The organism is Enterobacter sp. RHBSTW-00593 (assembly GCF_013784105.1).
Taxonomy (GTDB): domain Bacteria; phylum Pseudomonadota; class Gammaproteobacteria; order Enterobacterales; family Enterobacteriaceae; genus Enterobacter; species Enterobacter ludwigii.
The window spans coordinates 148896-172042 of the sequence record NZ_CP056393.1 but is presented as its reverse complement, the minus strand read 5'-3'; the positions used below and the strand labels follow the sequence as shown (position 1 = coordinate 172042).

Below are 23147 nucleotides of genomic sequence, written 5' to 3'. Positions count from 1 at the left end.
CAAAAAGGCCCTATAATTATGAAGATAAAGAACCTGTCCCTTACTCTCTGCACTACGCTCCTCCTTGCAAGCTTTGCCGGGCATGCCAAGGAAGTCAAAATTGGCATGGCGATTGACGATCTGCGCCTTGAACGTTGGCAGAAAGATCGTGATATTTTTGTGAAAAAAGCGGAATCACTTGGCGCGAATGTGTTTGTGCAATCTGCGAACGGCAACGAAGAAACGCAAATGTCGCAAATTGAGAATATGATCAACCGCGGCGTCGATGTGCTGGTCATTATCCCTTATAACGGCCAGGTATTAAGTAACGTCGTTAAAGAAGCCAAACAAGAAGGCATAAAAGTCTTAGCCTATGACCGTATGATTAATAATGCGGATATCGATTATTATATTTCGTTCGACAATGAAAAAGTGGGTGAATTACAGGCTAAAAGCCTGATCGACAAAGTACCTCAGGGCAATTATTTCCTGATGGGCGGCTCGCCGGTTGATAACAACGCCAAGCTGTTCCGCGAAGGGCAAATGAAAGTCCTGAAGCCGTATATCGACAGCGGTAAGATTAAAGTGGTCGGCGATCAGTGGGCGGATGGCTGGCTGCCAGAAAACGCGCTGAAAATCATGGAAAACGCCTTAACCGCCAACAACAACAAAATCGATGCTGTCGTCGCATCCAACGATGCCACCGCAGGGGGCGCAATCCAGGCACTCAGCGCCCAGGGGCTGGCAGGAAAAGTGGCTATTTCGGGTCAGGATGCCGACCTCGCGGGCGTCAAACGCATCATGGCAGGCACACAAACCATGACCGTCTACAAACCGATTACCCAGCTTGCGAATACAGCGGCGGAAATTGCCGTGGAGCTGGGAAATGGTAAGCAACCTAAGGCAGACGCGACGCTGAATAACGGGCTTAAAGATGTTCCGGCTCGTCTGCTCACCCCCATTGAAGTCAATAAAGAGAACATTGACGCCACCGTCATTAAAGACGGTTTCCACAAGAAGAGTGAACTGTAATCCAGCGCGCCCCTGCTCTGCGGGGGCGCATCGAGTTGTACTGTTCTTCCCTCGGGTCATGTGGAGCAGTTATGCCTTATTTACTTGAAATGAAAAGCATCACCAAGCGCTTTGGCGCGGTGAAAGCGGTCGACAACGTCAGTCTGCGGCTCAATCCCGGCGAAGTGGTCTCGCTGTGTGGCGAAAACGGATCGGGCAAATCGACGTTGATGAAAGTGTTGTGTGGGATCTACCCGCACGGCAGTTACGAAGGCGAAATTGTCTTTGCCGGTGAAGTGATTCAGGCGACACACATTCGCGATACCGAACGCAAAGGCATCGCCATCATCCACCAGGAGCTGGCGTTGGTGAAGCACCTCACCGTGCTGGAGAACATTTTTCTGGGGGCCGAAATTTCACGTCATGGCGTACTGGATTACGACACCATGACGCTACGCTGTGAAAAACTGCTGGCCCAGGTAAGTCTCGCGATCTCCCCGGATACGCGCGTCGGTGATCTTGGCCTCGGGCAACAACAGCTGGTTGAAATCGCCAAGGCGCTGAACAAACAGGTAAGGCTGCTGATCCTCGATGAGCCAACGGCCTCCCTCACCGAGCAGGAAACGGCCGTCCTGCTCAATATCATTCGCGATCTGCAAAACCACGGCATTGCGTGCATCTACATTTCGCACAAGCTCAATGAGGTAAAAGCCATTTCGGACACCATCTGTGTGATCCGCGACGGTCAGCACATCGGCACACGTGAAGCTGCCGGCATGAGTGAAGATGACATCATCACCATGATGGTGGGGCGCGAGCTCACGGCGCTCTATCCAAACGAACCGCACACCACGGGTGACGAAGTGTTACGCGTGGAAAACCTCACCGCGTGGCATCCCGTTAACCGCCACATCAAGCGCGTTAATGACGTCTCGTTTTCCCTTCACAGCGGCGAAATCCTCGGTATTGCGGGGTTAGTCGGGGCCGGGCGCACTGAAGCCGTCCAGTGCCTGTTTGGCGTGTGGCCGGGCCGCTGGGAAGGCCGTATTTTTATCGACGGACAGCCGGTAAAAATCGAGAACTGCCAGCAGGCGATTGCCCACGGTATCGCCATGGTACCGGAAGATCGCAAGAAAGATGGCATCGTCCCGGTCATGGCGGTGGGTAAAAACATCACGCTTGCCGCTCTCGATAGGTTCTCCGGTGCGCTGAGCAGCCTCGATGATGCTGCTGAGCAGCAGTGCATTCTCCAGTCGCTCGCCAGACTCAAGGTTAAAACATCCTCCCCGGAACTGGCCATTGGACGCCTGAGCGGGGGCAACCAGCAGAAGGCAATCCTGGCGCGCTGCCTGCTCCTCAACCCACGCATATTGATACTGGACGAGCCGACGCGTGGGATCGATATCGGCGCCAAGTACGAAATCTACAAACTGATTAATCAGCTTGTACAGCAAGGGATTGCCGTCATTGTCATCTCGTCTGAGTTACCCGAAGTGCTCGGCCTGAGCGATCGCGTGCTGGTCATGCACGAGGGAAAACTGAAAGCCAATCTGATTAACCAGAACCTGACGCAGGAGCAGGTGATGGAAGCCGCTTTAAGGAGCGAACGTCATGTCGAAAAGCAATCCGTCTGATATTAAAGTCGCTGTTCCGACGCCCGGCGCGTTTGCCGGGCTAAAAGCGCTGAACCTGCAGGTTTTCGTGATGATCGCGGCGATTATTGCCATCATGTTGTTCTTTACCTGGATGACCGATGGCTCGTACTTAAGCGCGCGTAACGTCTCTAACCTGCTGCGTCAGACTGCCATTACCGGCATCCTCGCGGTGGGCATGGTATTCGTGATTATCTCGGCGGAAATCGACCTGTCGGTGGGGTCGATGATGGGTCTGCTTGGTGGCGTGGCGGCCATTTTTGACGTCTGGCTTGGCTGGCCACTGCCGCTGACCATTGCGGTTACGCTGGTGCTGGGCCTGCTGCTGGGCGCCTGGAACGGCTGGTGGGTTGCCTACCGTAAAGTCCCGTCGTTCATTGTCACGCTGGCGGGGATGCTGGCCTTCCGCGGGATCTTAATTGGCCTTACCAACGGCACCACCGTCTCCCCTACCAGTGCAGCCATGTCACAAATTGGTCAGAGCTACCTCGCCGATAGCGTCGGCTTTACGTTCGGTGTGATTGGGTTGCTGGCGTTTGTGGCCTGGCAGTGGCGTGGACGAATGCGCCGTCAGGCGTTGGGTCTGGCATCGCCAGCGTCAACGTCCACAGTCGGTCGTCAGGCACTCACTGCGGTCATTGTACTGGGCGCAATCTGGCTTCTGAACGACTATCGCGGTGTCCCGACGCCGGTATTGCTGCTGGCACTGTTGCTGCTGGCCGGGATGTTTATGGCCACGCGCACCGCGTTTGGTCGCCGTATTTATGCCATCGGCGGCAACCTTGAGGCTGCTCGCCTTTCAGGGATCAACGTCGAGCGCACCAAACTCGCCGTCTTCGCCATTAACGGCCTGATGGTTGCTATCGCCGGGTTGATCCTCAGCTCGCGTCTGGGGGCGGGTTCTCCCTCGGCCGGGAACATCGCCGAGCTGGACGCTATCGCCGCCTGTGTCATTGGCGGCACCAGCCTCGCAGGCGGTGTCGGCAGCGTGGCAGGCGCGGTGATGGGGGCATTTATCATGGCTTCGTTGGATAACGGGATGAGTATGATGGACGTCCCGACGTTTTGGCAGTATATCGTCAAGGGGGCCATTCTTTTGCTGGCAGTCTGGATGGACTCTGCAACCAAGCGACGAGCCTGATAACAATATTGTGACTTATTTGGGAAGTTAGCCATGTTTGAAAAGCGTCACCGCATCACGTTGTTATTCAATGCCAACAAAGCCTACGACCGTCAGGTGGTGGAGGGCGTTGGTGAATATTTGCAGGCGTCGCAATCCGAGTGGGATATTTTTATCGAAGAAGATTTCCGAACCCGTCTCGAAAACATCAAAGAGTGGCTGGGCGATGGGGTCATCGCTGACTACGACGACCCCGTCATTGAGCAATTGCTGACTGACGTCGACGTTCCGATTGTCGGCGTCGGCGGCTCTTACCATGCGCCCGAGCACTATCCGCCGGTCCACTATATCGCCACCGATAACCATGCGCTGGTTGAGACCGCCTTCCTGCATTTGAAAGAGAAAGGCGTCCATCGCTTCGCATTTTATGGTTTACCGTCAACCAGCGGCAAGCGCTGGGCAGTTGAGCGTGAACATGCTTTCTGCCAGCTTGTCGCGCAGGAGAAGTACCGCGGCGTGGTTTATCAGGGGCTGGAGACCGCGCCGGAAAACTGGCAGCACGCGCAAAACCGACTGGCGGACTGGCTGCAAACCCTGCCGCCGCAAACCGGCATTATTGCCGTCACGGATGCTCGTGCCCGCCACGTTTTGCAGGTCTGCGAACATTTACACATTCCGGTGCCGGAAAAACTGTGCGTCATTGGCATCGATAACGAGGAGCTGACGCGTTACCTCTCTCGCGTGGCGCTCTCGTCCGTTGCACAGGGTACGCGTCAGATGGGCTATCAGGCGGCGAAGTTACTGCATCGTCTGCTGGATAAAGAAGCGTTGCCGCTTCAGCGCTTACTGGTTCCCCCAGTCCGCGTAGTCGAACGCCGTTCAACGGATTACCGCTCCTTAAGCGACCCGGCAGTTATTCAGGCCATGCACTACATTCGCAACAACGCCTGCAAAGGGATTAAGGTCGATCAGGTGCTGGACTCGGTGGGCATTTCCCGTTCGAATCTGGAGAAGCGGTTTAAAGAGGAAGTGGGCGAAACCATTCATGCGGTCATCCACGCCGAGAAACTGGAGAAAGCACGCAGCCTGCTGATCTCCACCTCATTGTCGATCAACGAAATCTCACAGATGTGCGGTTACCCGTCGCTGCAATATTTTTATTCGGTGTTCCGAAAGGAGTATGAAAGTACGCCAAAAGAGTACCGGGAGCGTCACAGCGAAGTGATGATGTAGAAAAAAGAGAAAAGAAAACGCCTTCCGATGGAAGGCGTTTTTTTGAATTACATATGTGCGGCGATTAAGCGCTGGTTATCCTGGTACATCGCGAACAGATAGTTGTTATAGCTCTGTCCCTTGGTCGAATAACCTTTCAGCTTGTGGATCATCGTGCTGGCCGTCACTTCCTGATCCGCTTTACGCAGCTGAGCGCGCGATTTACGGAACGATGAGTAGGCCGGATGCGTGTTCAGATTCACCACGTAGGCATTCACAGAATCTTTCACCGATTCAAACTGAGAATAACCTTTCACCTTACCTGGTGCATTGTTACAACGCCCCTTGATACATTTCATACCAAACAGGTTGTTGTTATTACGCGCCAGTTTCGAGGTACCCCAGCCACTTTCGGCTGCAGCCATGGTCGCAACCATGCTCCCCGGGATAATGTCGACACGCTCTAAGAGAGAGTTCCACGGCACACGGCGCGTGTTACCGTTCCAGCTCACCTTGTAGCGTTTGGTGATATCTTTCAGGCGCGCGCGTTCTGATGGCGACCAACGGCTGTCGTACTGTTTGGCAATCAACCAGTTACGATCCGCAGTAATCGCGGCGTTTTGACTTGTGATGTAAGGCATTACCGTCCGGAGAAACGCTTTTTTCCTTGGTGTTCCGGAAGGGTATTTTCGCAAATCAGGAAGTGAACTACTCTTTGCACTATTGCGAGAATACTCTTGTTTACTGCTAACCTTACTACTTGTCGTCTTTATTGCGTGGGCTTTCTTACTCGTTGTATCCGTGTGCGTCTTCGCAAGCACCTCACCCGAAAATGCCATGGTGAGTAACATGAGTATCGCGGCCCCATATCGTCGAATGGGAGTCGATATCATTAGGTCTCCTGGTCGGATATAAACATTCCAACACCTTATTTTTTTCACAAATTTGAGAGCGGAATCTCAAATCATAACAAAAATAGACTGCAAGAGCACGTATAGAAATAGTCCAATTCCGAAACTATGTCACCTGAAACCTGCTCACATAAGCATCAATTCTGAAAAATTGTGCACGAACTCGCAGATAACTTCCTAATTTTGCGCGGGATCACTCATCCTCACGCGTCATCCTTGCAGAAAGCCCTGGGGGATGAGTTTTTACCCCACACCTGATGGCACACTGGTCAAAAATGCCGCGACAGGAAAATGGAATGAAACGCACCGCATTAGCTTTTCTGATGTTACCCGCACTGGCTCATGCTGACTGGTCATCACCGGGTTTCAACGCCTTTAGCGCCGAAGGTACCGGGATATTCACCAGCCAGGCAAAGCTTGCGAAGGGTACTCGCCCTCTTACGCTGAGTTTTGACAACACGTGCTGGCAGCCAACGGATGCAATAAAACTCAATGAGATGCTGTCGCTTAAAAAATGTGACGGCACGCCGCCGCAGTGGCGACTGTTCCGCGACGGCGAGTATCAGATGCGTGTCGATACCCGCTCCGGTACGCCCACACTGATGCTGACTATTCAGAGCGCAGCGGAACCGTCGGTTGCAAACGTTACCCGCCAGTGTCCGAAGTGGGACGGTAAGCCCCTGACGCTTGAAGTTGGCAACGATTTCCCGGAAGGATCGGTGGTCCGTGATTTCTACAGCAAACAGACTGCAACAGTGCAGAATGGAAAAATCACCCTGCAACCCGCCGCCAACAGCAACGGCCTGCTGCTGCTTGAACGCGCCGAAACCGACAAACCTGCGCCGTTTAGCTGGCAAAACGCCACCGTCTATTTCGTGCTGACTGATCGCTTTGTCAACGGCGATCCCTCTAACGATAACAGCTATGGACGCCACAAAGATGGCATGCAGGAGATCGGCACCTTCCACGGTGGCGATCTCAAGGGGCTTACAACCCGGCTCGATTATTTACAGCAGCTGGGCGTGAATGCGCTCTGGATAAGCTCCCCGCTGGAGCAGATCCACGGCTGGGTTGGCGGTGGCACCAAAGGTGACTTCCCCCACTACGCCTATCATGGCTACTACACCCAGGACTGGACCACGCTTGATGCCAACATGGGCACCGAAGATGATTTACGCCACCTTGTCGATGAAGCGCATAAACGCGGGATCCGCATCCTGTTTGATATCGTCATGAACCACACGGGTTACGCGACGCTCGCAGACATGCAGGCGTTCCAGTTCGGGGCCCTTTATCTGCAGGGTGATGAACTGAAAAAAACGCTGGGCGAGCACTGGACGGACTGGAAGCCGGGAGCAGGCCAAAGCTGGCATAGCTTCAATGATTACATCAACTTCAGCGACAAAGCCGCCTGGGAAAAATGGTGGGGTAAAAAGTGGATCCGCACCGACATTGGCGATTATGACAATCCCGGCTTCGACGATTTAACCCTGTCGCTGGCGTTCCTGCCGGACCTGAAAACGGAGTCGACGACCCCTTCCGGTTTACCCAACTTCTACCAACATAAACCTGATACCCACGCGAAGGCCATTTCGGGCTACACCCCGCGTGATTACCTGACCCACTGGCTCAGCCAGTGGGTACGTGACTATGGCATTGACGGTTTCCGTGTGGATACGGCAAAACACGTGGAACTCGAGGCCTGGCAGCAGTTGAAAGATCAGGCAAGCCAGGCGCTGGCAGCCTGGAAAGGCGCGAACCCCGACAAAAAACTCGACAATACCCCGTTCTGGATGACCGGCGAGTCATGGGGCCACGGCGTGATGCAAAGCGATTATTACCGCCACGGGTTTGACGCGATGATCAACTTTGATTATCAGGAGCAGGCAGCAAAAGCGGTCGGTTGTCTGGCGGACATCGACCTGACCTGGCAGCAGATGGCGGAAAAACTGCAAAGCTTCAATGTCCTGAGCTATCTCTCGTCGCATGACACACGCCTTTTCCGTGAAGGCGGCCAGCGTGCCGCAGAGCTGCTCCTGCTCGCCCCGGGCAGCGTACAAATTTACTACGGAGATGAATCCGAGCGGCCATTCGGACCGACAGGGTCTGATCCATTACAGGGCACCCGCTCGGATATGAACTGGCAGGACGTGACGGGCAAGCAGGCCTTAACCGTCGCCCACTGGCAGGTTCTGGGCCAGTTCCGCGCCCGTCATCCCGCAATAGGTGAAGGCAAACAAACCACGCTGTCGCTGAAAGAAGGCTACGGCTTCGTTCGCGAGCACAATGGCGATAAGGTCATGGTGGTGTGGGCAGGTAATCAATAACGACGCAAACCGGTTCCCTCTCCCCCTCCGGGAGAGGGATATTTCACCAGAACAATCCACTACCTAAATACCTTCTCACCACATAAAACAACAATCCCGACCGCATCTCTCGATTTGCACCAGCACGGTGCTAGCGTTATGGTTACCCACTTTCAAAATAAGCTCGACAGATCACCTGCTATGACGTTTTCACTTTTCGGCGACAAATTCACCCGCCATTCAGGCATTACTCGCCTGATGGAGGACCTCAACGACGGGCTGCGCACACCAGGCGCCATCATGCTCGGCGGCGGAAACCCGGCTCAAATCCCGGAGATGAACACCTATTTTCAGACGCTGCTGGCTCAGATGCTGGAAAGCGGGAAAGCAACCGATGCGCTTTGCAACTACGATGGCCCGCAGGGTAAAACCGAACTGCTGACACTGCTTGCTGAAATGCTGCGCAAAGAGCTGGGTTGGGATATCGAACCACAGAATATTGCACTGACAAACGGCAGTCAGAGCGCATTTTTCTACTTGTTTAATCTGTTCGCAGGCCGTCGCGCCGACGGCACCACCAAAAAAGTGCTGTTCCCGCTGGCACCAGAGTACATCGGCTATGCCGATTCCGGCCTCGAAGAGGATCTGTTCGTCTCGGCGCGCCCGAATATTGAGCTGCTGCCAGAAGGCCAGTTCAAATATCACGTCGACTTTGAACATCTGCATATTGGTGAAGAGACGGGCATGATCTGCGTATCACGCCCAACCAACCCAACGGGCAACGTCATCACCGACGACGAACTGATGAAGCTGGATGCGCTGGCGAATCAGCACGACATCCCGCTGGTGATTGATAACGCTTATGGCGTGCCGTTCCCGGGGATCATCTTCAGCGAAGCACGTCCGCTGTGGAACCCGAACATCGTCCTGTGTATGAGCCTTTCCAAGCTGGGTCTGCCGGGCAGCCGTTGCGGGATCATCATCGCCAATGAAAAAATCATCACCGCCATTACCAACATGAACGGCATTATCAGCCTTTCCCCGGGGGGAATCGGCCCGGCGATGATGTGCGAAATGATCAAACGTAATGACCTGCTGCGCCTGTCGAACGAGGTTATCAAGCCGTTCTATTACCAGCGGGTACAGGAAACGCTCGCCATTCTTCGCCGCTACTTACCGGAAGAACGCTGCCTGATCCACAAACCTGAAGGGGCAATTTTCCTGTGGCTGTGGTTTAAGGATCTGCCGATCACCACCGAGCTTCTCTACCAGCGCCTGAAAAAGCGCGGCGTGTTGATGGTGCCGGGTGATTACTTCTTCCCGGGTCTGGATAAGCCGTGGCCGCATACGCATCAGTGCATGCGCATGAACTACGTGCCCGATCCGGAGAAAATCGAAGCGGGCGTGAAAATTCTCGCCGAAGAGATTGAGTACGCCTGGCGCGAAGATAGCCAGTAACGCGTTACGCCAGATTATGCAGCCGTTCGTTGCGTAATCTGGCGGGGTCAACGCAGCGCAGCGCGTGGGTTGGGCACGCCTCCACACAGGCGGGTCCAGCCTCGCGATCTGCGCACAAATCACATTTCACCGCCTGAACGCGGTTCCCCACCCGCTGAACCTGCATTGCCCCAAACGGGCACGCTACCACACAACTTTTACAGCCAATACAGCGCGCCGGCTCCACCCGCCAGGCACCCGCGGTGTGGCGAATCGCCTGTGTCGGACAAACAGTGGCACAAGGGGCATCTTCACACTGATGGCAGCCCACAGCCGTAGTGAATGCGCCGCCTTTGACCACCCGAATGCGGGGCGTAAACGCGCCTGCAGAAAGCATTCCCTGATGCGACACCACGCAGGCCACTTCGCAGGTACGGCAGCCAATGCATTTTTCCGTATCAGCCAGGATAAATCGGTTCATCTGTCACGCTCCGCGCACGTTAAAACCCAGCTCTTTTGAGATAGCCTCTGCCGTTTCCCGCAGCGGTTTCAGCAGGTTTTTTTCACCAATTTGCTTCATGCGGGACGTCGAGAGCGAAATGGAGATCGCGTACGGCACGCGGCCATGAATATCAAACACCGGTACGGCAAGACAGGAGACGCCCAGCTCGTTCTCTTCTTTATCCATCGCCATGCTGTGCTCGCGGATTTCCGCCAGCTCGTCATACATCGCGCTCAGCTCGGTAATCGTGTTGCGGGTGAGCGGCTGGATCTGCTCCTGATGGCTCTGCCAGTAGCTCGCCACATAGTCCTGATGACCAAACGCCATGTAGATTTTGCCCATCGCCGAACAATAAAGCGGCATATGCTGACCGATGTAAGCGCGCGTGCGCAGCATACCGGTTGTGGGCTCCAGCTTATAAATCAGAATGGCGTGATCGTCCTCGCGGCTTGAGAAGTTCACCGTCTCACCGGTGGCGATATTCAGCGTCTCAAGGTGCGGGGCCGCCACGTGAATGATATTCAGCGACGACAGCGCCTTTTGCCCGACGGCGATAAATTTGGTGGTCAGGCGGTAGCTGCCCGCCGCAGGCGCCGGGGTAACGTACCCGCACGACTGTAACCCCTGCAGTAAGCGGTGCACGGTGCTTTTATTCAGCCCTGCCAGTTCCGATAAATGAGCCAACGGACACCCGTTCGGGTAGTTGCTGAGGATCTCAATCAGCATCAGGCCGCGAAACAAGCTCTGGCTACCTGCTGGCCTCTCTTTTTCTTGCGTCATTTCGCTCTCTTTCGTGCTCATCCAATGGCTCCTTTTTATCGCGTCCTGATGGTAGCGCAAAGTGTGGTTCAGTTCACGATCTCAACAGAAAAAACACAACCAGTTGATTTTAATCGATTTTGAAAATCATGAATGTCGTTGATCTGGCAAAATTTGATCGCTATATTTGAAATCAGATTTCGCATAGTGAAATTTAGCGATAAAAAAGCACTCGCACTTGCCCCGACAAAACAGGAGAACAGGGATGAAAGTGACCTTTGAAGAGTTAAAAGCGGCGTTCAGGCGGGTCCTGGTCGATCGCGGCGTAAAAGCGGACACCGCCGACGCCTGCGCGGAGATGTTTGCCCGCACCACGGAATCGGGCGTCTATTCACACGGGGTTAACCGCTTCCCTCGTTTCATTCAGCAACTTGATGCCGGCGACATCATTCCTGATGCCCAGCCAACACGGGTGACCTCGCTGGGTGCCATCGAACAGTGGGATGCCCGACGTTCGATTGGCAACCTGACGGCGAAAAAGATGATGGATCGCGCCACCGAACTGGCCGCCGACCACGGTATCGGCCTGGTGGCACTGCGAAACGCCAACCACTGGATGCGCGGCGGCAGCTACGGCTGGCAGGCCGCAGAGAAGGGGTACATCGGGATCTGCTGGACTAACTCCATTGCCGTCATGCCAGCCTGGGGCTCGAAAGCGTGCTGCATCGGCACTAACCCTCTGATCGTGGCGATTCCGTCTACGCCGATCACAATGGTCGATATGTCGATGTCAATGTTCTCCTACGGCATGCTGGAAGTGAATCGCCTGGCCGGGCGCACGTTGCCGGTGGATGGGGGCTTTGATGATGAAGGGCACCTCACCAGAGAACCTGGTGTGATCGAGAAAAACCGCCGCATTCTGCCGATGGGCTACTGGAAAGGTTCGGGCTTATCCATCGTCCTCGACATGATCGCAACCCTGCTCTCCAACGGATCCTCCGTTGCGGAAGTGACCCAGGACAACAGCGACGAATATGGCGTGTCACAAATCTTTATCGCCATCGAGGTCGATCGTTTGATCGACGGACCCACCCGCGATGCCAAACTGCAGCGCATCATGGACTTTATCATCAACGCCGAGCGGGCTGATGACAACGTCGCGGTTCGACTGCCGGGTCATGAATTCACACGTCTGCTCGAAGAGAACCGCCGCAACGGCATCACCATTGACGACAGCGTGTGGGCGAAAATCCAGTCTCTGTAAGGAGTGGACCATGATTTTAGGACATATTTCGCAGCCAAATCCGTGTCGCCTGCCGCGGGCGATAGAGAAAGCACTCGATTTTCTGCGCACCACGGATTTCACGGCGCTGGCACCTGGCGTGGTGGACATTGACGGACGTAACATTTTTGCTCAGGTGCTCGACCTCACCACCCGGACGTGGGATGAGAACCGTCCCGAAGTGCACCGTCGCTATCTGGACATACAGTTTCTGGCATGGGGTGAAGAGAAAATCGGTGTCGCCATTGATACCGGCAATAACGAAATAAGCGAATCGCTGCTGGAACAGCGGGATATTATTTTTTATCACGGCAGCGAAAATGAATCATTTATAGAAATGACGCCCGGCACGTACGCCATATTTTTTCCGCAGGATGTTCACCGTCCTGCCTGCATTAAAAATAAGGTATCGGCAATTCGTAAAATTGTGGTGAAAGTAGCAATCAGCGAAATAGATTAATTTTCTGAACTCTATTGGGAATGCGAAATGACTAACACCGGTTTTATAATTGGTGCGTACCCCTGCGCACCCTCGTTTCACCAGCAAGGGGAACAAGAAGAGCAGGACTTCTGGCGAGCGCTTTCCGATACGCCAGATATTCGCGGGCTGGAGCAACCGTGTCTTGAGGATCTCCATCCGTTGGGTGACGAATGGCTGTTCCGCCATACGCCGGGAGACTGGCAAATGGTGGTTACCGCGGTGATGGAAACCATGCGCCGCCGCGGCACAAATGGCGCGTTTGGCCTGGCCTCTGCCGATGAAGAACAGCGCAAAGCCTGCGTTGAATATTACCGCCATCTGCTGCGAAAGATTGATGCCATCAATACTCGCTTTCCAGGCAAAATTATTGCCCTGGAGATGCAAGCCGCGCCGCAGGCGGGAAACCCGTCTGTTGAACAAGCTACCGCTGCGTTTTCCCGTTCTGTACGTGAAATCACCTCATGGGACTGGTCATGCGACCTGGTGCTTGAACACTGCGATGCCATGACCGGCCCCGCGCCACGCAAGGGGTTTTTGCCCTTAGCGCAGGTGCTTGAGGTGGTGAAAGAAACGGATATCAGCGTATGCATTAATTGGGCGCGGTCGGCTATCGAAGGACGCAATACCACGCTGCCGCCTGAACATGTTAAAGCTGCACTTGAGGCCGGGAAGCTGGGCGCACTGATGTTCTCCGGGACCTCCGTTCGCGGAGCGTACGGCGAATGGCAGGATCTGCACGCGCCATTTTCCCCGTTCTGCGCCGACAGTTTAATGACCACCGAACAGGTAAAAGCACTTTTTACTGCGGCGAGCGCCGCAACATTGAAATTCTCCGGTATTAAATTACTGGAAATAAATTCTAATGCTAACGTCAGCCATCGCATCTCTATTTTGCGCGACGGCATTAGTGAAATGAAAAAAGCAACGCAATAACAATAAAAATCTTATTCCGGTTACATTCACTGAGATATTAAATATGAATATTTCTACTCATGCTCTACAAGCGGATATTCCGCGCCAGCGCTGGTTAAGAATCATTCCGCCTATTCTTATCGCCTGTATTATTTCATATATGGACCGCGTGAATATCGCATTTGCGATGCCAGGCGGTATGGATGAAGAGTTAGGTATCTCTGCCACCATGGCAGGCCTGGCGGGTGGGATCTTCTTTATCGGTTATCTGTTCCTGCAGGTGCCCGGCGGCAAGATTGCCGTGCATGGCAGCGGTAAGAAGTTTATTGGCTGGTCGCTGGTTGCCTGGGCGGTGATTTCGGTCCTGACCGGCGTTGTGACCAACCAGTATCAACTGCTGGCACTGCGCTTCTTACTCGGTGTGGCAGAAGGCGGGATGCTGCCCGTGGTGCTCACGATGATCAGTAACTGGTTCCCGGATGCCGAACGCGGCCGCGCCAATGCGATTGTCATCATGTTTGTTCCCATTGCGGGGATCATCACCGCGCCCCTGTCGGGCTGGATTATCACCGCACTTGACTGGCGCTGGCTGTTCATCATTGAAGGGCTGATGTCCATTGTGGTGCTGGTGCTCTGGGTGTTCACCGTCTACGACCGCCCGCAGGAGGCTCGCTGGATCTCCGAGGCCGAGAAAAATTATCTGATACAAACGCTGGCCGCAGAACAGCAGGCTATTGCCGGAAAAGCGGTGAAAAATGCCTCGCTGAGGGCGGTTCTGTCCGACAAAACCATGTGGCAGCTGATTGCCCTGAACTTCTTCTACCAGACCGGGATTTACGGTTACACCCTCTGGCTGCCGACCATTCTCAAAGAGCTGACGCATACCAGCATCGGCCAGGTGGGAATGCTCGCCATCCTGCCTTATGTCGGCGCCATTGCGGGCATGTTCCTGTTCTCCTCACTGTCTGACCGTACCGGCAAGCGCAAGCTGTTCGTCTCCCTGCCGCTGATTGGCTTCGCGCTCTGCATGTTCCTCTCCGTGGCGTTGAAAGAGAACATCTGGCTGGCCTATGCCGCGCTGGTGGGCTGTGGCTTCTTCCTGCAGTCCGCTGCGGGTGTGTTCTGGACGATTCCGGCGCGCCTGTTCAGCGCAGAGATGGCCGGTGGCGCTCGCGGCGTGATTAACGCCCTGGGTAACCTCGGTGGGTTCTGTGGCCCTTACGCGGTGGGCGTGCTGATCACCCTCTACAGCAAAGATGCCGGGGTGTATTGCCTCGCGGTTTCGCTGGCGCTGGCCTCGCTGCTCGCCCTGATGCTACCGGCGAAATGCGATGCCGGAGCGGAACCCAACCCCGGCGTGAACCCGCATAAGCACGCAGCCTGATCCCCCCGCCCTCTCCTGAAGAGAGGGCGTAAGACAAGAGAGTCAACGATGAGTGAAAAAGAGCCCTTCTGGCTGGGTATCGATTGTGGCGGAACGTATCTGAAAGCCGGTCTGTACACCCGCCAGGGCCAGGAAGTCTGTATTGAGCGCCGCGCGGTTGCCACACTCAGCCCACACGCAGGCCACGCTGAGCGGGATATGCACCAACTCTGGCAGCAGTGCCACACCACCGTCGCCCTGCTGCTTAAAAATGCCGACATTGGCGGCGCACAAATCAAAGGCGTCGGGATATCGGCACAGGGTAAGGGACTGTTTTTACTGGACAATCATGACCAGCCGCTCGGCAACGCCATGCTCTCCTCTGACCGCCGGGCGCTGGAGATTGTACAGCGCTGGCAGCAGGACGGTATTCCTGAAAAGCTTTATCCGCATACGCGCCAGACGCTATGGACGGGGCATCCCGCCTCCCTCCTGCGTTGGGTGAAAGAGAATGAACCGCACCGTTATCAGCAGATTGGCTGTGTGATGATGGCGCACGACTACCTGCGCTGGTGCCTCACCGGCGTTAAAGGGTGTGAAGAGAGCAACATCTCTGAATCCAATCTCTACAACATGAACACCGGGCAGTACGATCCGCAGCTCACACGCTGGCTCGGCATCGATGAAATTGACGGCGCACTGCCGCCGATCGTCGGTTCAGCAGAAATGTGCGGGGAAATCACCACTCAGGCCGCCGCCCTGACCGGTCTCGCAGCGGGTACACCCGTTGTGGGGGGGCTGTTTGATGTGGTTTCCACCGCGATCTGCGCCGGGTTACATGACGACAGCACGCTCAACGCCGTGATGGGCACCTGGGCTGTCACCAGCGGGATCGCCAACGGTATAGGCCATAACGAGCCGTATCCCTATGTGTATGGGCGCTACGTTCATCCGCAGCACTACATCGTTCACGAAGCCAGCCCCACCTCGTCCGGTAACCTCGAATGGCTAACCACACAGTGGGGCGACATGTCATTCGATGCGATCAACCAGGCCGTGGCCAGCCTGCCGAAAGCCGGAAGCGATCTGCTCTTCCTGCCGTTCCTCTATGGCAGCAACGCCGGGCTGGAGATGACCTGCGGGTTTTACGGCATGCAGGCCCTGCACACCCGCGCGCATCTGTTGCAGGCGGTCTATGAAGGTGTGGTCTTCAGCCACATGACCCATCTTAACCGCATGCTACAGCGCTTCACGCACGTGCAGGCATTGCGCGTAACCGGCGGCCCTGCCCATTCGGATGTGTGGATGCAAATGCTCGCGGACGTCAGCGGTCTGGCAATAGAACTGCCGCAGGTCGAAGAGACCGGCTGTTCCGGCGCGGCGCTGGCCGCGCTGGTGGGTACCGGCGTTTATCCCGATTTCCGCACCGCGCAGCAGGCTGTCAGACATCACATTCGCGTCATCACACCCGACAAGCATGCCCATGCGGCCTACCAGCGCAAGTATCAGCGCTACCAGCTACTGATTTCAGCACTACAGGGCTATCACGCCCATGTTAAGGAGCACGACCTATGAGCCGACCATTACTGCAGCTGGCGCTCGACCATACCTCACTTCAGGCCGCACAGCGCGACGTCGAGCGGCTTGCGGATCACGTCGATATTATCGAAGCAGGCACCATTTTGTGTCTCACCGAAGGGCTTAATGCCGTGCGCGCACTGCGCCAGCAGTGCCCGGAAAAAACGATCGTGGCTGACTGGAAAGTGGCCGATGCCGGAGAAACGCTGGCTGAACAGGCGTTTGGCGCAGGCGCGAACTGGATGACCATTATCTGCGCCGCGCCGCTGGCAACCGTCGAGAAGGGTCACGAGGTGGCTCTGCGCTGCGGCGGGGAAATTCAGATGGAGCTGTTTGGTCACTGGACGCTGGATGATGCGCGTGAATGGCACCGTATCGGGGTCACACAGGCCATTTATCACCGTGGGCGCGACGCACAGGCCAGCGGCCAGCAGTGGGGCGAAGTAGATCTCGCCAGCATGAAAGCCCTCTCGGATATCGGCCTGCAGCTCTCGATCACCGGCGGCATTACCCCCGCCGACCTGCCGCTGTTTAAGCAGATCAATGTGAAAGCGTTTATTGCCGGACGGGCACTGACAGGCGCGGCCAACCCACCGCAGGTGGCCCATGCATTCCATTCACACATCCGCGACATCTGGGGGGAGTAACCATGCGTCAGCATCCGTTAGGTATCTACGAAAAAGCGCTGCCGAAAGCGCTCACCTGGCCAGAGCGCCTGGTGCTGGCAAAAAGCTGCGGATTTGATTTTGTCGAGATGTCGATCGATGAAACCGATGAGCGTCTGTCCCGCCTTGAGTGGAACACCGCGCAGCGCGCCTCTCTGGTTGAGGCGATGCTGGAAACCGGGGTCGCGATCCCGTCGATGTGTCTGTCTGCCCACCGCCGTTTCCCGTTTGGTAGCCGGGACGAGACCGTCCGCGAGCGCGCACGCGCCATCATGACCAAAGCCATCCGTCTGGCGCGCGATCTCGGTATTCGCACCATCCAGCTTGCCGGGTATGACGTCTATTACGAAGAACATGACGAAGGTACCCGGCAACGCTTTGCCGAAGGGCTGGCATGGGCCGTGGAGCAGGCCGCCGCCGCGCAGGTCATGCTGGCAGTGGAGATCATGGATACCGCGTTTATGAACTCCATCAGCAAATGGAAAAAGTGGGACGAAATGCTCGCTTCGCCATGGTTCAGCGTTTATCCGGACGTCGGCAACCTGAGCGCGTGGGGTAACGATGTGGCCGCCGAGCTGACGCTGGGCATCGATCGCATCGCCGCCATCCACCTGAAAGATACCCAGCCCGTGACTGAACAAAGCCCCGGACAGTTTCGTGACGTACCGTTCGGTGAAGGGTGCGTCGATTTCGTGGGCATATTTAACACGCTGAATCAGCTCAATTATCGCGGCGCATTTCTGATTGAAATGTGGACTGAAAAAGCCAAAGAGCCGGTACTGGAAATCATCCAGGCACGCCGCTGGATTGAAGCCCGGATGCAGGAAGGAGGGATGACATGTTAGAACAACTCAAAGCCGAGGTCCTGGCGGCAAACCTGGCGCTGCCCGCCCACCAGCTGGTGACTTTCACCTGGGGCAACGTCAGTGCGGTGGATCGTGAACGCGGCCTGATGGTGATTAAACCCTCCGGCGTGGAGTATGACGTGATGTCCGCAGAGGATATGGTGGTGGTGGACATTGCCACGGGCCAGGTGGTCGAGGGGGTTAAAAAACCCTCTTCCGACACGCCAACCCACCTGGCGCTGTATCGCCGTTACCCTGAAATTGGCGGCATTGTGCATACCCATTCCCGCCACGCCACTGTCTGGGCGCAGGCAGGGCAGGATTTACCGGCATGGGGTACCACGCACGCTGACTATTTTTATGGTGCTATCCCCTGCACGCGGTTGATGACCCCGGCTGAAATTGCGGGTGAATACGAATACCAGACCGGTGAAGTGATCATCAAAACCTTTGAGGAGCGCGACGTAAACCCGATGCAAATCCCGGCGGTGCTGGTGCATTCTCACGGCCCGTTCACCTGGGGAAAAAATGCGGCCGATGCGGTACATAACGCTGTGGTGCTGGAAGAGTGCGCCTTTATGGGGCTGTTTTCACACCAGCTTGCGCCACAGCTACCGACGATGCAGCAGGAATTGCTCGATAAACATTATCTGCGCAAGCATGGAGCAAAAGCCTACTACGGGCAGTGATCACCCGGAATTAATATGCTCCTTACAGTACCGCCGTTTCCAGACGGCGGGCGTTAAGCCGGTATGCTTTGAAAATATCTGCCGGAAATACCCGACATCATTAAAACCGCAGCGGGTTGCCACTTCGGTCAGGGACGCAGAGTCGTTCAGCAACAGTTTTTCTGCCGCCCTGACGCGCTGGCGATGGATCGCTTCCGTCAGGGTTAAGTGAAAGGTCCGGCGAAATACGCGTCCCAGATAATCGGCATTGCAGTGCAAGGCTTTTGCCAGTTGCGATGTGGAAAGCGGCAGATGAAACTGCGTGCGAATAAGCTGTTTTGCCTTCCATGCCATGGCCGCGCCGGCTTCATCGGCTCTGTCTTCATAACCTGAGGAGATCGACACTTGCTGTAAAATCAGCAGCAAAATCATTTCCAGCGCCACGCTTCGCTGTAATTTTTCCTGCTCACTCAGGAATTGCCGGAATAGCGCAATCACATATTGAGCATCGCGCACGCAGCAATGTTGTTCAATGGCCACCGGAAAAGCATGTGGCAAAGGCGACGATTGCCCTTCGACCTCAAAATGCAGCCAGTAGAACCGCAGGTCCGCCGGGAAATCTTCTGTCCCCACGTGTCGACGCGCCGGCCAGAGCAGTAAGCTCTCTCCCGCTTTCACCTCAAAGAGCGTGTTTTCTTCCTGGATCGTTAATGTCCCTTTTTCAACGAAGATAATCTCCCACGAAGTTAATTTGCGCGCCGGATGCCGGCCCACGCCCCGGGAAATAAAGAGCCCACCATTTTGCACTTTAATCGGAAGCGCTATGGATAATTCAAGCATGGATATTCACCATTCCGCTCTGATTGCCATTAATATTCATCTTATGCTTTGATTATTAATGAATATCTTCCTGCCTTCCCGATCGAAATCACAAATTTATCATCAGGTCGGAATCGTCACCTTTTTATACTTTTCCCTTCCCTTGTTGGCCTGAGCGTTCGGTGCAGAATGAATGGGGTACCTTGCATAAATACGATAAAAATCGATTACCGAGGAGTTACCTCATGACTTCCACACCGATTACAGAATCACAGGTCGTACAAGGGGCTATGGATGACCGCCTGTCAGTCCGCGAAAAAATAGGCTACGGCCTGGGTGACGCGGGTGGCACGGTCATTACCTGCCTGATCATGAATTTTCTTACCTTCTTCTACACCGACGTTTTTGGTCTGACGCCTGCGCTCGTTGGCACGCTGTTTATTGCCCTGCGCGTGTTTGATGCCATTTCCGATCCGGTGATGGGGGTGATTGCCGACCGAACACAAAGCCGTTGGGGGCGTTTTCGCCCGTGGCAGCTGTGGGTGGCGCTTCCTGTCGGGGTTATCGGTGTACTGACCTTCACCGTGCCTGACGCCAGCATGGGGGTGAAAATCGCCTGGGCGTTTGGTACCTATCTGCTGTTGTCAGTGGGCTATACCGCCATCAACGTGCCCTACTGCGCGCTGATCAACACCATGACCACCCGCCACAGCGAGGTCATCTCCTGCCAGTCATGGCGCTTTGTGCTGTGCGGTGTGGCGGGCTTTTTGGTCTCTGTTGGCCTGCCGTGGCTGGTCGCAGCGCTGGGCGAGGGCAACGCTGCCCGAGGCTATCAACTCGGCGTTGGGGTGTTGTGCGCCATCGCCGTGGTGATGTTCCTCTGCTGCTTCTTCTGGGTGCGTGAGCGCGTCCCGCTGGCGCTGATGGGCAAATTCACCTTACGCGAGCACCTGGCCGGCCTGCGCAACAACGATCAGCTCCTGCTGATGCTGGTGATGTCATTCCTGCTGATCAACGTCTTCAACATTCGTGGCGGCGGCTACATGTACTTCATCACCTACGTGCTCCAGGGCAGTACCGCTTATACCTCGCTGTTCTTCACGATGGTGACCTTTGCGGCCATTCTCGGCGCGGTGATCGTGAATCCCCTTTCTCGCCGGAATGATACCGTCAAACTCTATTACTACACCAACCTCGTGCTGGCCGCGCTCGCGGCGGGAATGTGGTTTCTGCCAGGCGGTCCGGCTCATCAGACGCTCTGGCTGATCGTTATTCTGAGTAACGGCGTCATTCTCGGTTTTACCCTGCCCCTGCACTTCTCGCTGATGGCATTTGCAGATGACTATGGTGAGTGGAAAAACGGGGTACGTTCATCTGGCATGAACTTCGCTTTTAATCTGTTTTTCATCAAGCTCGCCTGGGCGTCCAGCGCCGGGATCATCAGCCTGGTGTTTATCGCCGTCGCCTACCAGCCGGGCGCGGGCAACCAGACGCCAGCCTCGTTACAGGGAATTACTGCGATGGAGACACTGCTCCCCGCCCTTTTCCACCTGCTGCTGGCGGTCTCAATCCGCTGGTGCAGACTCAACAATCCCATGATGTCGCGCATTGCCACCGATCTGCGCCAGCGTCACGTATCGTCCTGAGGAGAATGACATGTCCATAATGGAAGCCGACCTGCACACACTGAACATCAACGACCCGTTTCTCGGCCAGTATCAGCGGCTGGTGCGTGATGTGGTGATCCCCTACCAGTGGGATGCGCTAAACGATCGCGTTATCGAAGCCGAACCGAGTCACGCCATCACCAACTTCCGCATTGCGGCAGGGCTGGAACAGGGGGAGTTCTATGGAATGGTGTTTCAGGACAGCGACGTGGCGAAATGGCTGGAAGCCGTCGCGTGGTCGTTGTGCCAGAAGCCCGACCCGGAACGCGAAAAAACCGCCGATGAGGTAATTGAGCTGATTGCGGCGGCGCAGTGTGACGATGGCTATCTCAACACCTACTTCACGGTGAAAGCACCCGGTGAGCGCTGGACGAACCTTGCCGAATGCCACGAACTGTACTGCGCCGGACATATGATTGAAGCTGGCGTGGCCTATTTTCAGGGGACCGGAAAACGCCGTCTGCTGGATGTGGTATGCAAACTGGCGGACCATATCGACCGGGTCTTTGGCCCCGGCGAGGAGCAGCTTCACGGTTATCCGGGCCATCCGGAAATTGAGCTGGCGCTTATGCGGCTTTACGACGTCACTCAGGAACCGCGTTACCTGGCCCTTGTGAAATATTTTATCGACACGCGCGGCACGCAGCCTCATTTCTACGATATCGAATATGAGAAACGGGGCCGGACATCGTACTGGAACACGTACGGCCCGGCGTGGATGGTCAAGGACAAAGCCTATAGCCAGGCGCATCAACCGCTTGCCGAACAACACACCGCCATCGGCCACGCGGTTCGATTTGTCTATCTGATGGCGGGCATGGCGCATCTTGCTCGCCTGAGTCATGACGAGGGTAAACGCCAGGACTGCCTGCGACTGTGGAATAACATGGCCCAGCGACAGCTCTATATTACCGGCGGGATCGGCTCGCAAAGCAGTGGCGAAGCCTTCAGCAGCGATTACGATTTGCCTAACGATACGGTATATGCCGAAAGCTGCGCCTCCATTGGCCTGATGATGTTTGCCCGCCGGATGCTGGAGATGGAAGCGGACAGCCAGTACGCCGACGTGATGGAGCGTGCCTTATACAACACGGTACTGGGCGGCATGGCGCTGGACGGTAAACATTTCTTCTATGTGAACCCGCTGGAGGTACACCCTAAAACACTGGCATTTAATCATGTCTACGACCACGTTAAGCCGGTTCGCCAGCGCTGGTTCGGCTGCGCCTGTTGCCCGCCCAATATCGCCCGCGTGCTCACTTCGCTGGGCCACTATCTCTATACCGTTCGTCAGGACGCGCTCTTTATCAACCTCTTTGTGGGGAACAACGTCGCCATACCGGTAGATGAGGGCACCTTACAGCTACGGATTAGCGGTAATTATCCGTGGCAGGAAGAGGTCAACATCGAGGTCACCTCACCTGCCCCGGTGACCCACACGCTGGCACTACGTTTACCGGACTGGTGCGCAAGCCCGGCCGTGTCACTGAACGGCGAAAGGGTCACGGGTGATGTCTCCCGGGGGTATCTGTACCTCACCCGCCGCTGGCAGGAGGGAGATACCCTTACGCTGACCTTACCCATGCCGGTCCGGCGCGTGTACGGTAACCCGCTGGTACGCCAGCAGGCCGGCAAAGTCGCGCTGCAGCGTGGCCCGCTGGTCTACTGCCTGGAAGAGGCCGACAATGGCGCGAACCTGCATAACCTCTCCCTGCCTGAGCAGAGCGAATTTCGGGTCTTTGAAGGAAAAGGGATCTTTGCGCACAAGATACTGATTCAGGCGGAGGGCATCGCGCGTCACGCTGATGAGGAAGGCACGCAGGCACTGTGGCAGTACGATCGCGCCCCGGTGCAGCGCCAGCCCCGGACGTTGACCTTTATTCCGTGGTTCAGCTGGGCAAACCGGGGAGAAGGGGAAATGCGGATTTGGGTGGATGAGGCCTGAAGACATCTGTCCTGTCAGCCTCACTCCCCCCCT

The 23147-nt window shown here is 55.8% G+C and carries 20 protein-coding genes; 16 read left to right on the top strand and 4 right to left on the bottom strand.

Annotated features, from left to right (window positions below):
* Positions 1-18 precede the first annotated feature (18 nt).
* The 4 genes from xylF to xylR all read left to right on the top strand — a co-directional run bounded on the left by xylF (position 19) and on the right by xylR (position 4995).
* The gene (gene xylF, locus HV242_RS00825; RefSeq protein ID WP_020882647.1) at positions 19-1011 is read left to right on the top strand and encodes a D-xylose ABC transporter substrate-binding protein; all 993 of its coding nucleotides are present in this window, start codon (positions 19-21) and stop codon (positions 1009-1011) included.
* A gap of 71 nt (positions 1012-1082) precedes the next feature.
* On the top strand, positions 1083-2624 hold the full coding sequence (locus HV242_RS00820; protein WP_020882648.1) for a xylose ABC transporter ATP-binding protein: 1542 nt from the start codon (positions 1083-1085) through the stop codon (positions 2622-2624).
* Positions 2602-3783 (top strand): xylose ABC transporter permease XylH, encoded by a 1182-nt coding sequence (gene xylH, locus HV242_RS00815; protein ID WP_063858525.1) that lies wholly within the window; start codon positions 2602-2604, stop codon positions 3781-3783. Before HV242_RS00820 ends, xylH begins: the two co-directional genes overlap by 23 nt.
* Positions 3784-3816: 33 nt before the next feature.
* A complete protein-coding gene (gene xylR / locus HV242_RS00810) occupies positions 3817-4995 on the top strand; it encodes a D-xylose utilization transcriptional activator XylR (protein WP_020882649.1) in 1179 nt (392 codons plus the stop codon).
* A 47-nt stretch (positions 4996-5042) separates the two neighbouring features.
* Here the strand turns inward: xylR and HV242_RS00805 are convergent, their stop codons facing one another.
* Positions 5043-5867 carry a protein bax gene (locus HV242_RS00805; RefSeq protein ID WP_050737623.1) on the bottom strand — a complete coding sequence of 275 codons (825 nt, stop codon included), beginning with the start codon at positions 5865-5867 and terminating at the stop codon, positions 5043-5045.
* 314 nt (positions 5868-6181) lie between these two features.
* Between HV242_RS00805 and HV242_RS00800 the strand changes: the two genes are divergently transcribed.
* Together HV242_RS00800 and avtA are read left to right on the top strand one after the other, a co-directional pair.
* On the top strand, positions 6182-8212 hold the full coding sequence (locus HV242_RS00800) for an alpha-amylase (RefSeq protein ID WP_044866230.1): 2031 nt from the start codon (positions 6182-6184) through the stop codon (positions 8210-8212).
* A gap of 180 nt (positions 8213-8392) precedes the next feature.
* Entirely contained in the window at positions 8393-9649 is a 1257-nt protein-coding gene (gene avtA / locus HV242_RS00795) for a valine--pyruvate transaminase (protein ID WP_050737624.1), read from the top strand.
* 4 nt (positions 9650-9653) lie between these two features.
* Here avtA and HV242_RS00790 read toward each other — a convergent pair whose 3' ends face one another.
* On the bottom strand, positions 9654-10109 hold the full coding sequence (locus HV242_RS00790) for a 4Fe-4S binding protein (RefSeq protein ID WP_050737625.1): 456 nt from the start codon (positions 10107-10109) through the stop codon (positions 9654-9656).
* Positions 10110-10112: 3 nt separating this feature from the next.
* The gene (yiaJ, locus tag HV242_RS00785) at positions 10113-10931 is read right to left on the bottom strand and encodes an IclR family transcriptional regulator YiaJ (RefSeq protein ID WP_020882654.1); all 819 of its coding nucleotides are present in this window, start codon (positions 10929-10931) and stop codon (positions 10113-10115) included.
* Between the two features lie 223 nt (positions 10932-11154).
* Here yiaJ and yiaK point away from each other — a divergent pair, with 223 nt between their 5' ends.
* The 8 genes from yiaK to araD are packed head-to-tail and all read left to right on the top strand — an operon-like array spanning position 11155 to position 18704.
* A complete protein-coding gene (gene yiaK / locus HV242_RS00780) occupies positions 11155-12153 on the top strand; it encodes a 3-dehydro-L-gulonate 2-dehydrogenase (protein WP_014168108.1) in 999 nt (332 codons plus the stop codon).
* A 10-nt stretch (positions 12154-12163) separates the two neighbouring features.
* Positions 12164-12631: a YhcH/YjgK/YiaL family protein gene (locus HV242_RS00775; RefSeq protein WP_020882655.1), complete on the top strand. Its 468-nt coding sequence runs from the start codon at positions 12164-12166 to the stop codon at positions 12629-12631.
* Between the two features lie 27 nt (positions 12632-12658).
* The gene (locus HV242_RS00770) at positions 12659-13585 is read left to right on the top strand and encodes a DUF4862 family protein (protein ID WP_050737626.1); all 927 of its coding nucleotides are present in this window, start codon (positions 12659-12661) and stop codon (positions 13583-13585) included.
* A 43-nt stretch (positions 13586-13628) separates the two neighbouring features.
* Positions 13629-14948 (top strand): MFS transporter, encoded by a 1320-nt coding sequence (locus HV242_RS00765; protein ID WP_047742797.1) that lies wholly within the window; start codon positions 13629-13631, stop codon positions 14946-14948.
* A 48-nt stretch (positions 14949-14996) separates the two neighbouring features.
* A complete protein-coding gene (locus HV242_RS00760) occupies positions 14997-16502 on the top strand; it encodes an FGGY-family carbohydrate kinase (RefSeq protein WP_050737627.1) in 1506 nt (501 codons plus the stop codon).
* Positions 16499-17152: a 3-keto-L-gulonate-6-phosphate decarboxylase UlaD gene (gene ulaD / locus HV242_RS00755; RefSeq protein WP_050737628.1), complete on the top strand. Its 654-nt coding sequence runs from the start codon at positions 16499-16501 to the stop codon at positions 17150-17152. The genes HV242_RS00760 and ulaD overlap by 4 nt, the downstream gene beginning before the upstream one ends.
* A gap of 2 nt (positions 17153-17154) precedes the next feature.
* A complete protein-coding gene (locus tag HV242_RS00750) occupies positions 17155-18015 on the top strand; it encodes an L-ribulose-5-phosphate 3-epimerase (protein WP_014168102.1) in 861 nt (286 codons plus the stop codon).
* On the top strand, positions 18009-18704 hold the full coding sequence (gene araD, locus HV242_RS00745; RefSeq protein ID WP_032679343.1) for an L-ribulose-5-phosphate 4-epimerase: 696 nt from the start codon (positions 18009-18011) through the stop codon (positions 18702-18704). Before HV242_RS00750 ends, araD begins: the two co-directional genes overlap by 7 nt.
* Here araD and HV242_RS00740 read toward each other — a convergent pair whose 3' ends face one another.
* Positions 18705-19523 carry a helix-turn-helix domain-containing protein gene (locus tag HV242_RS00740; RefSeq protein WP_020882659.1) on the bottom strand — a complete coding sequence of 273 codons (819 nt, stop codon included), beginning with the start codon at positions 19521-19523 and terminating at the stop codon, positions 18705-18707.
* A 224-nt stretch (positions 19524-19747) separates the two neighbouring features.
* Between HV242_RS00740 and HV242_RS00735 the strand changes: the two genes are divergently transcribed.
* A complete protein-coding gene (locus HV242_RS00735; RefSeq protein ID WP_032679341.1) occupies positions 19748-21148 on the top strand; it encodes an MFS transporter in 1401 nt (466 codons plus the stop codon).
* Positions 21149-21158: 10 nt separating this feature from the next.
* Positions 21159-23114: a glycoside hydrolase family 127 protein gene (locus HV242_RS00730; RefSeq protein WP_050737629.1), complete on the top strand. Its 1956-nt coding sequence runs from the start codon at positions 21159-21161 to the stop codon at positions 23112-23114.
* The last annotated feature ends 33 nt before the right edge of the window (positions 23115-23147 follow it).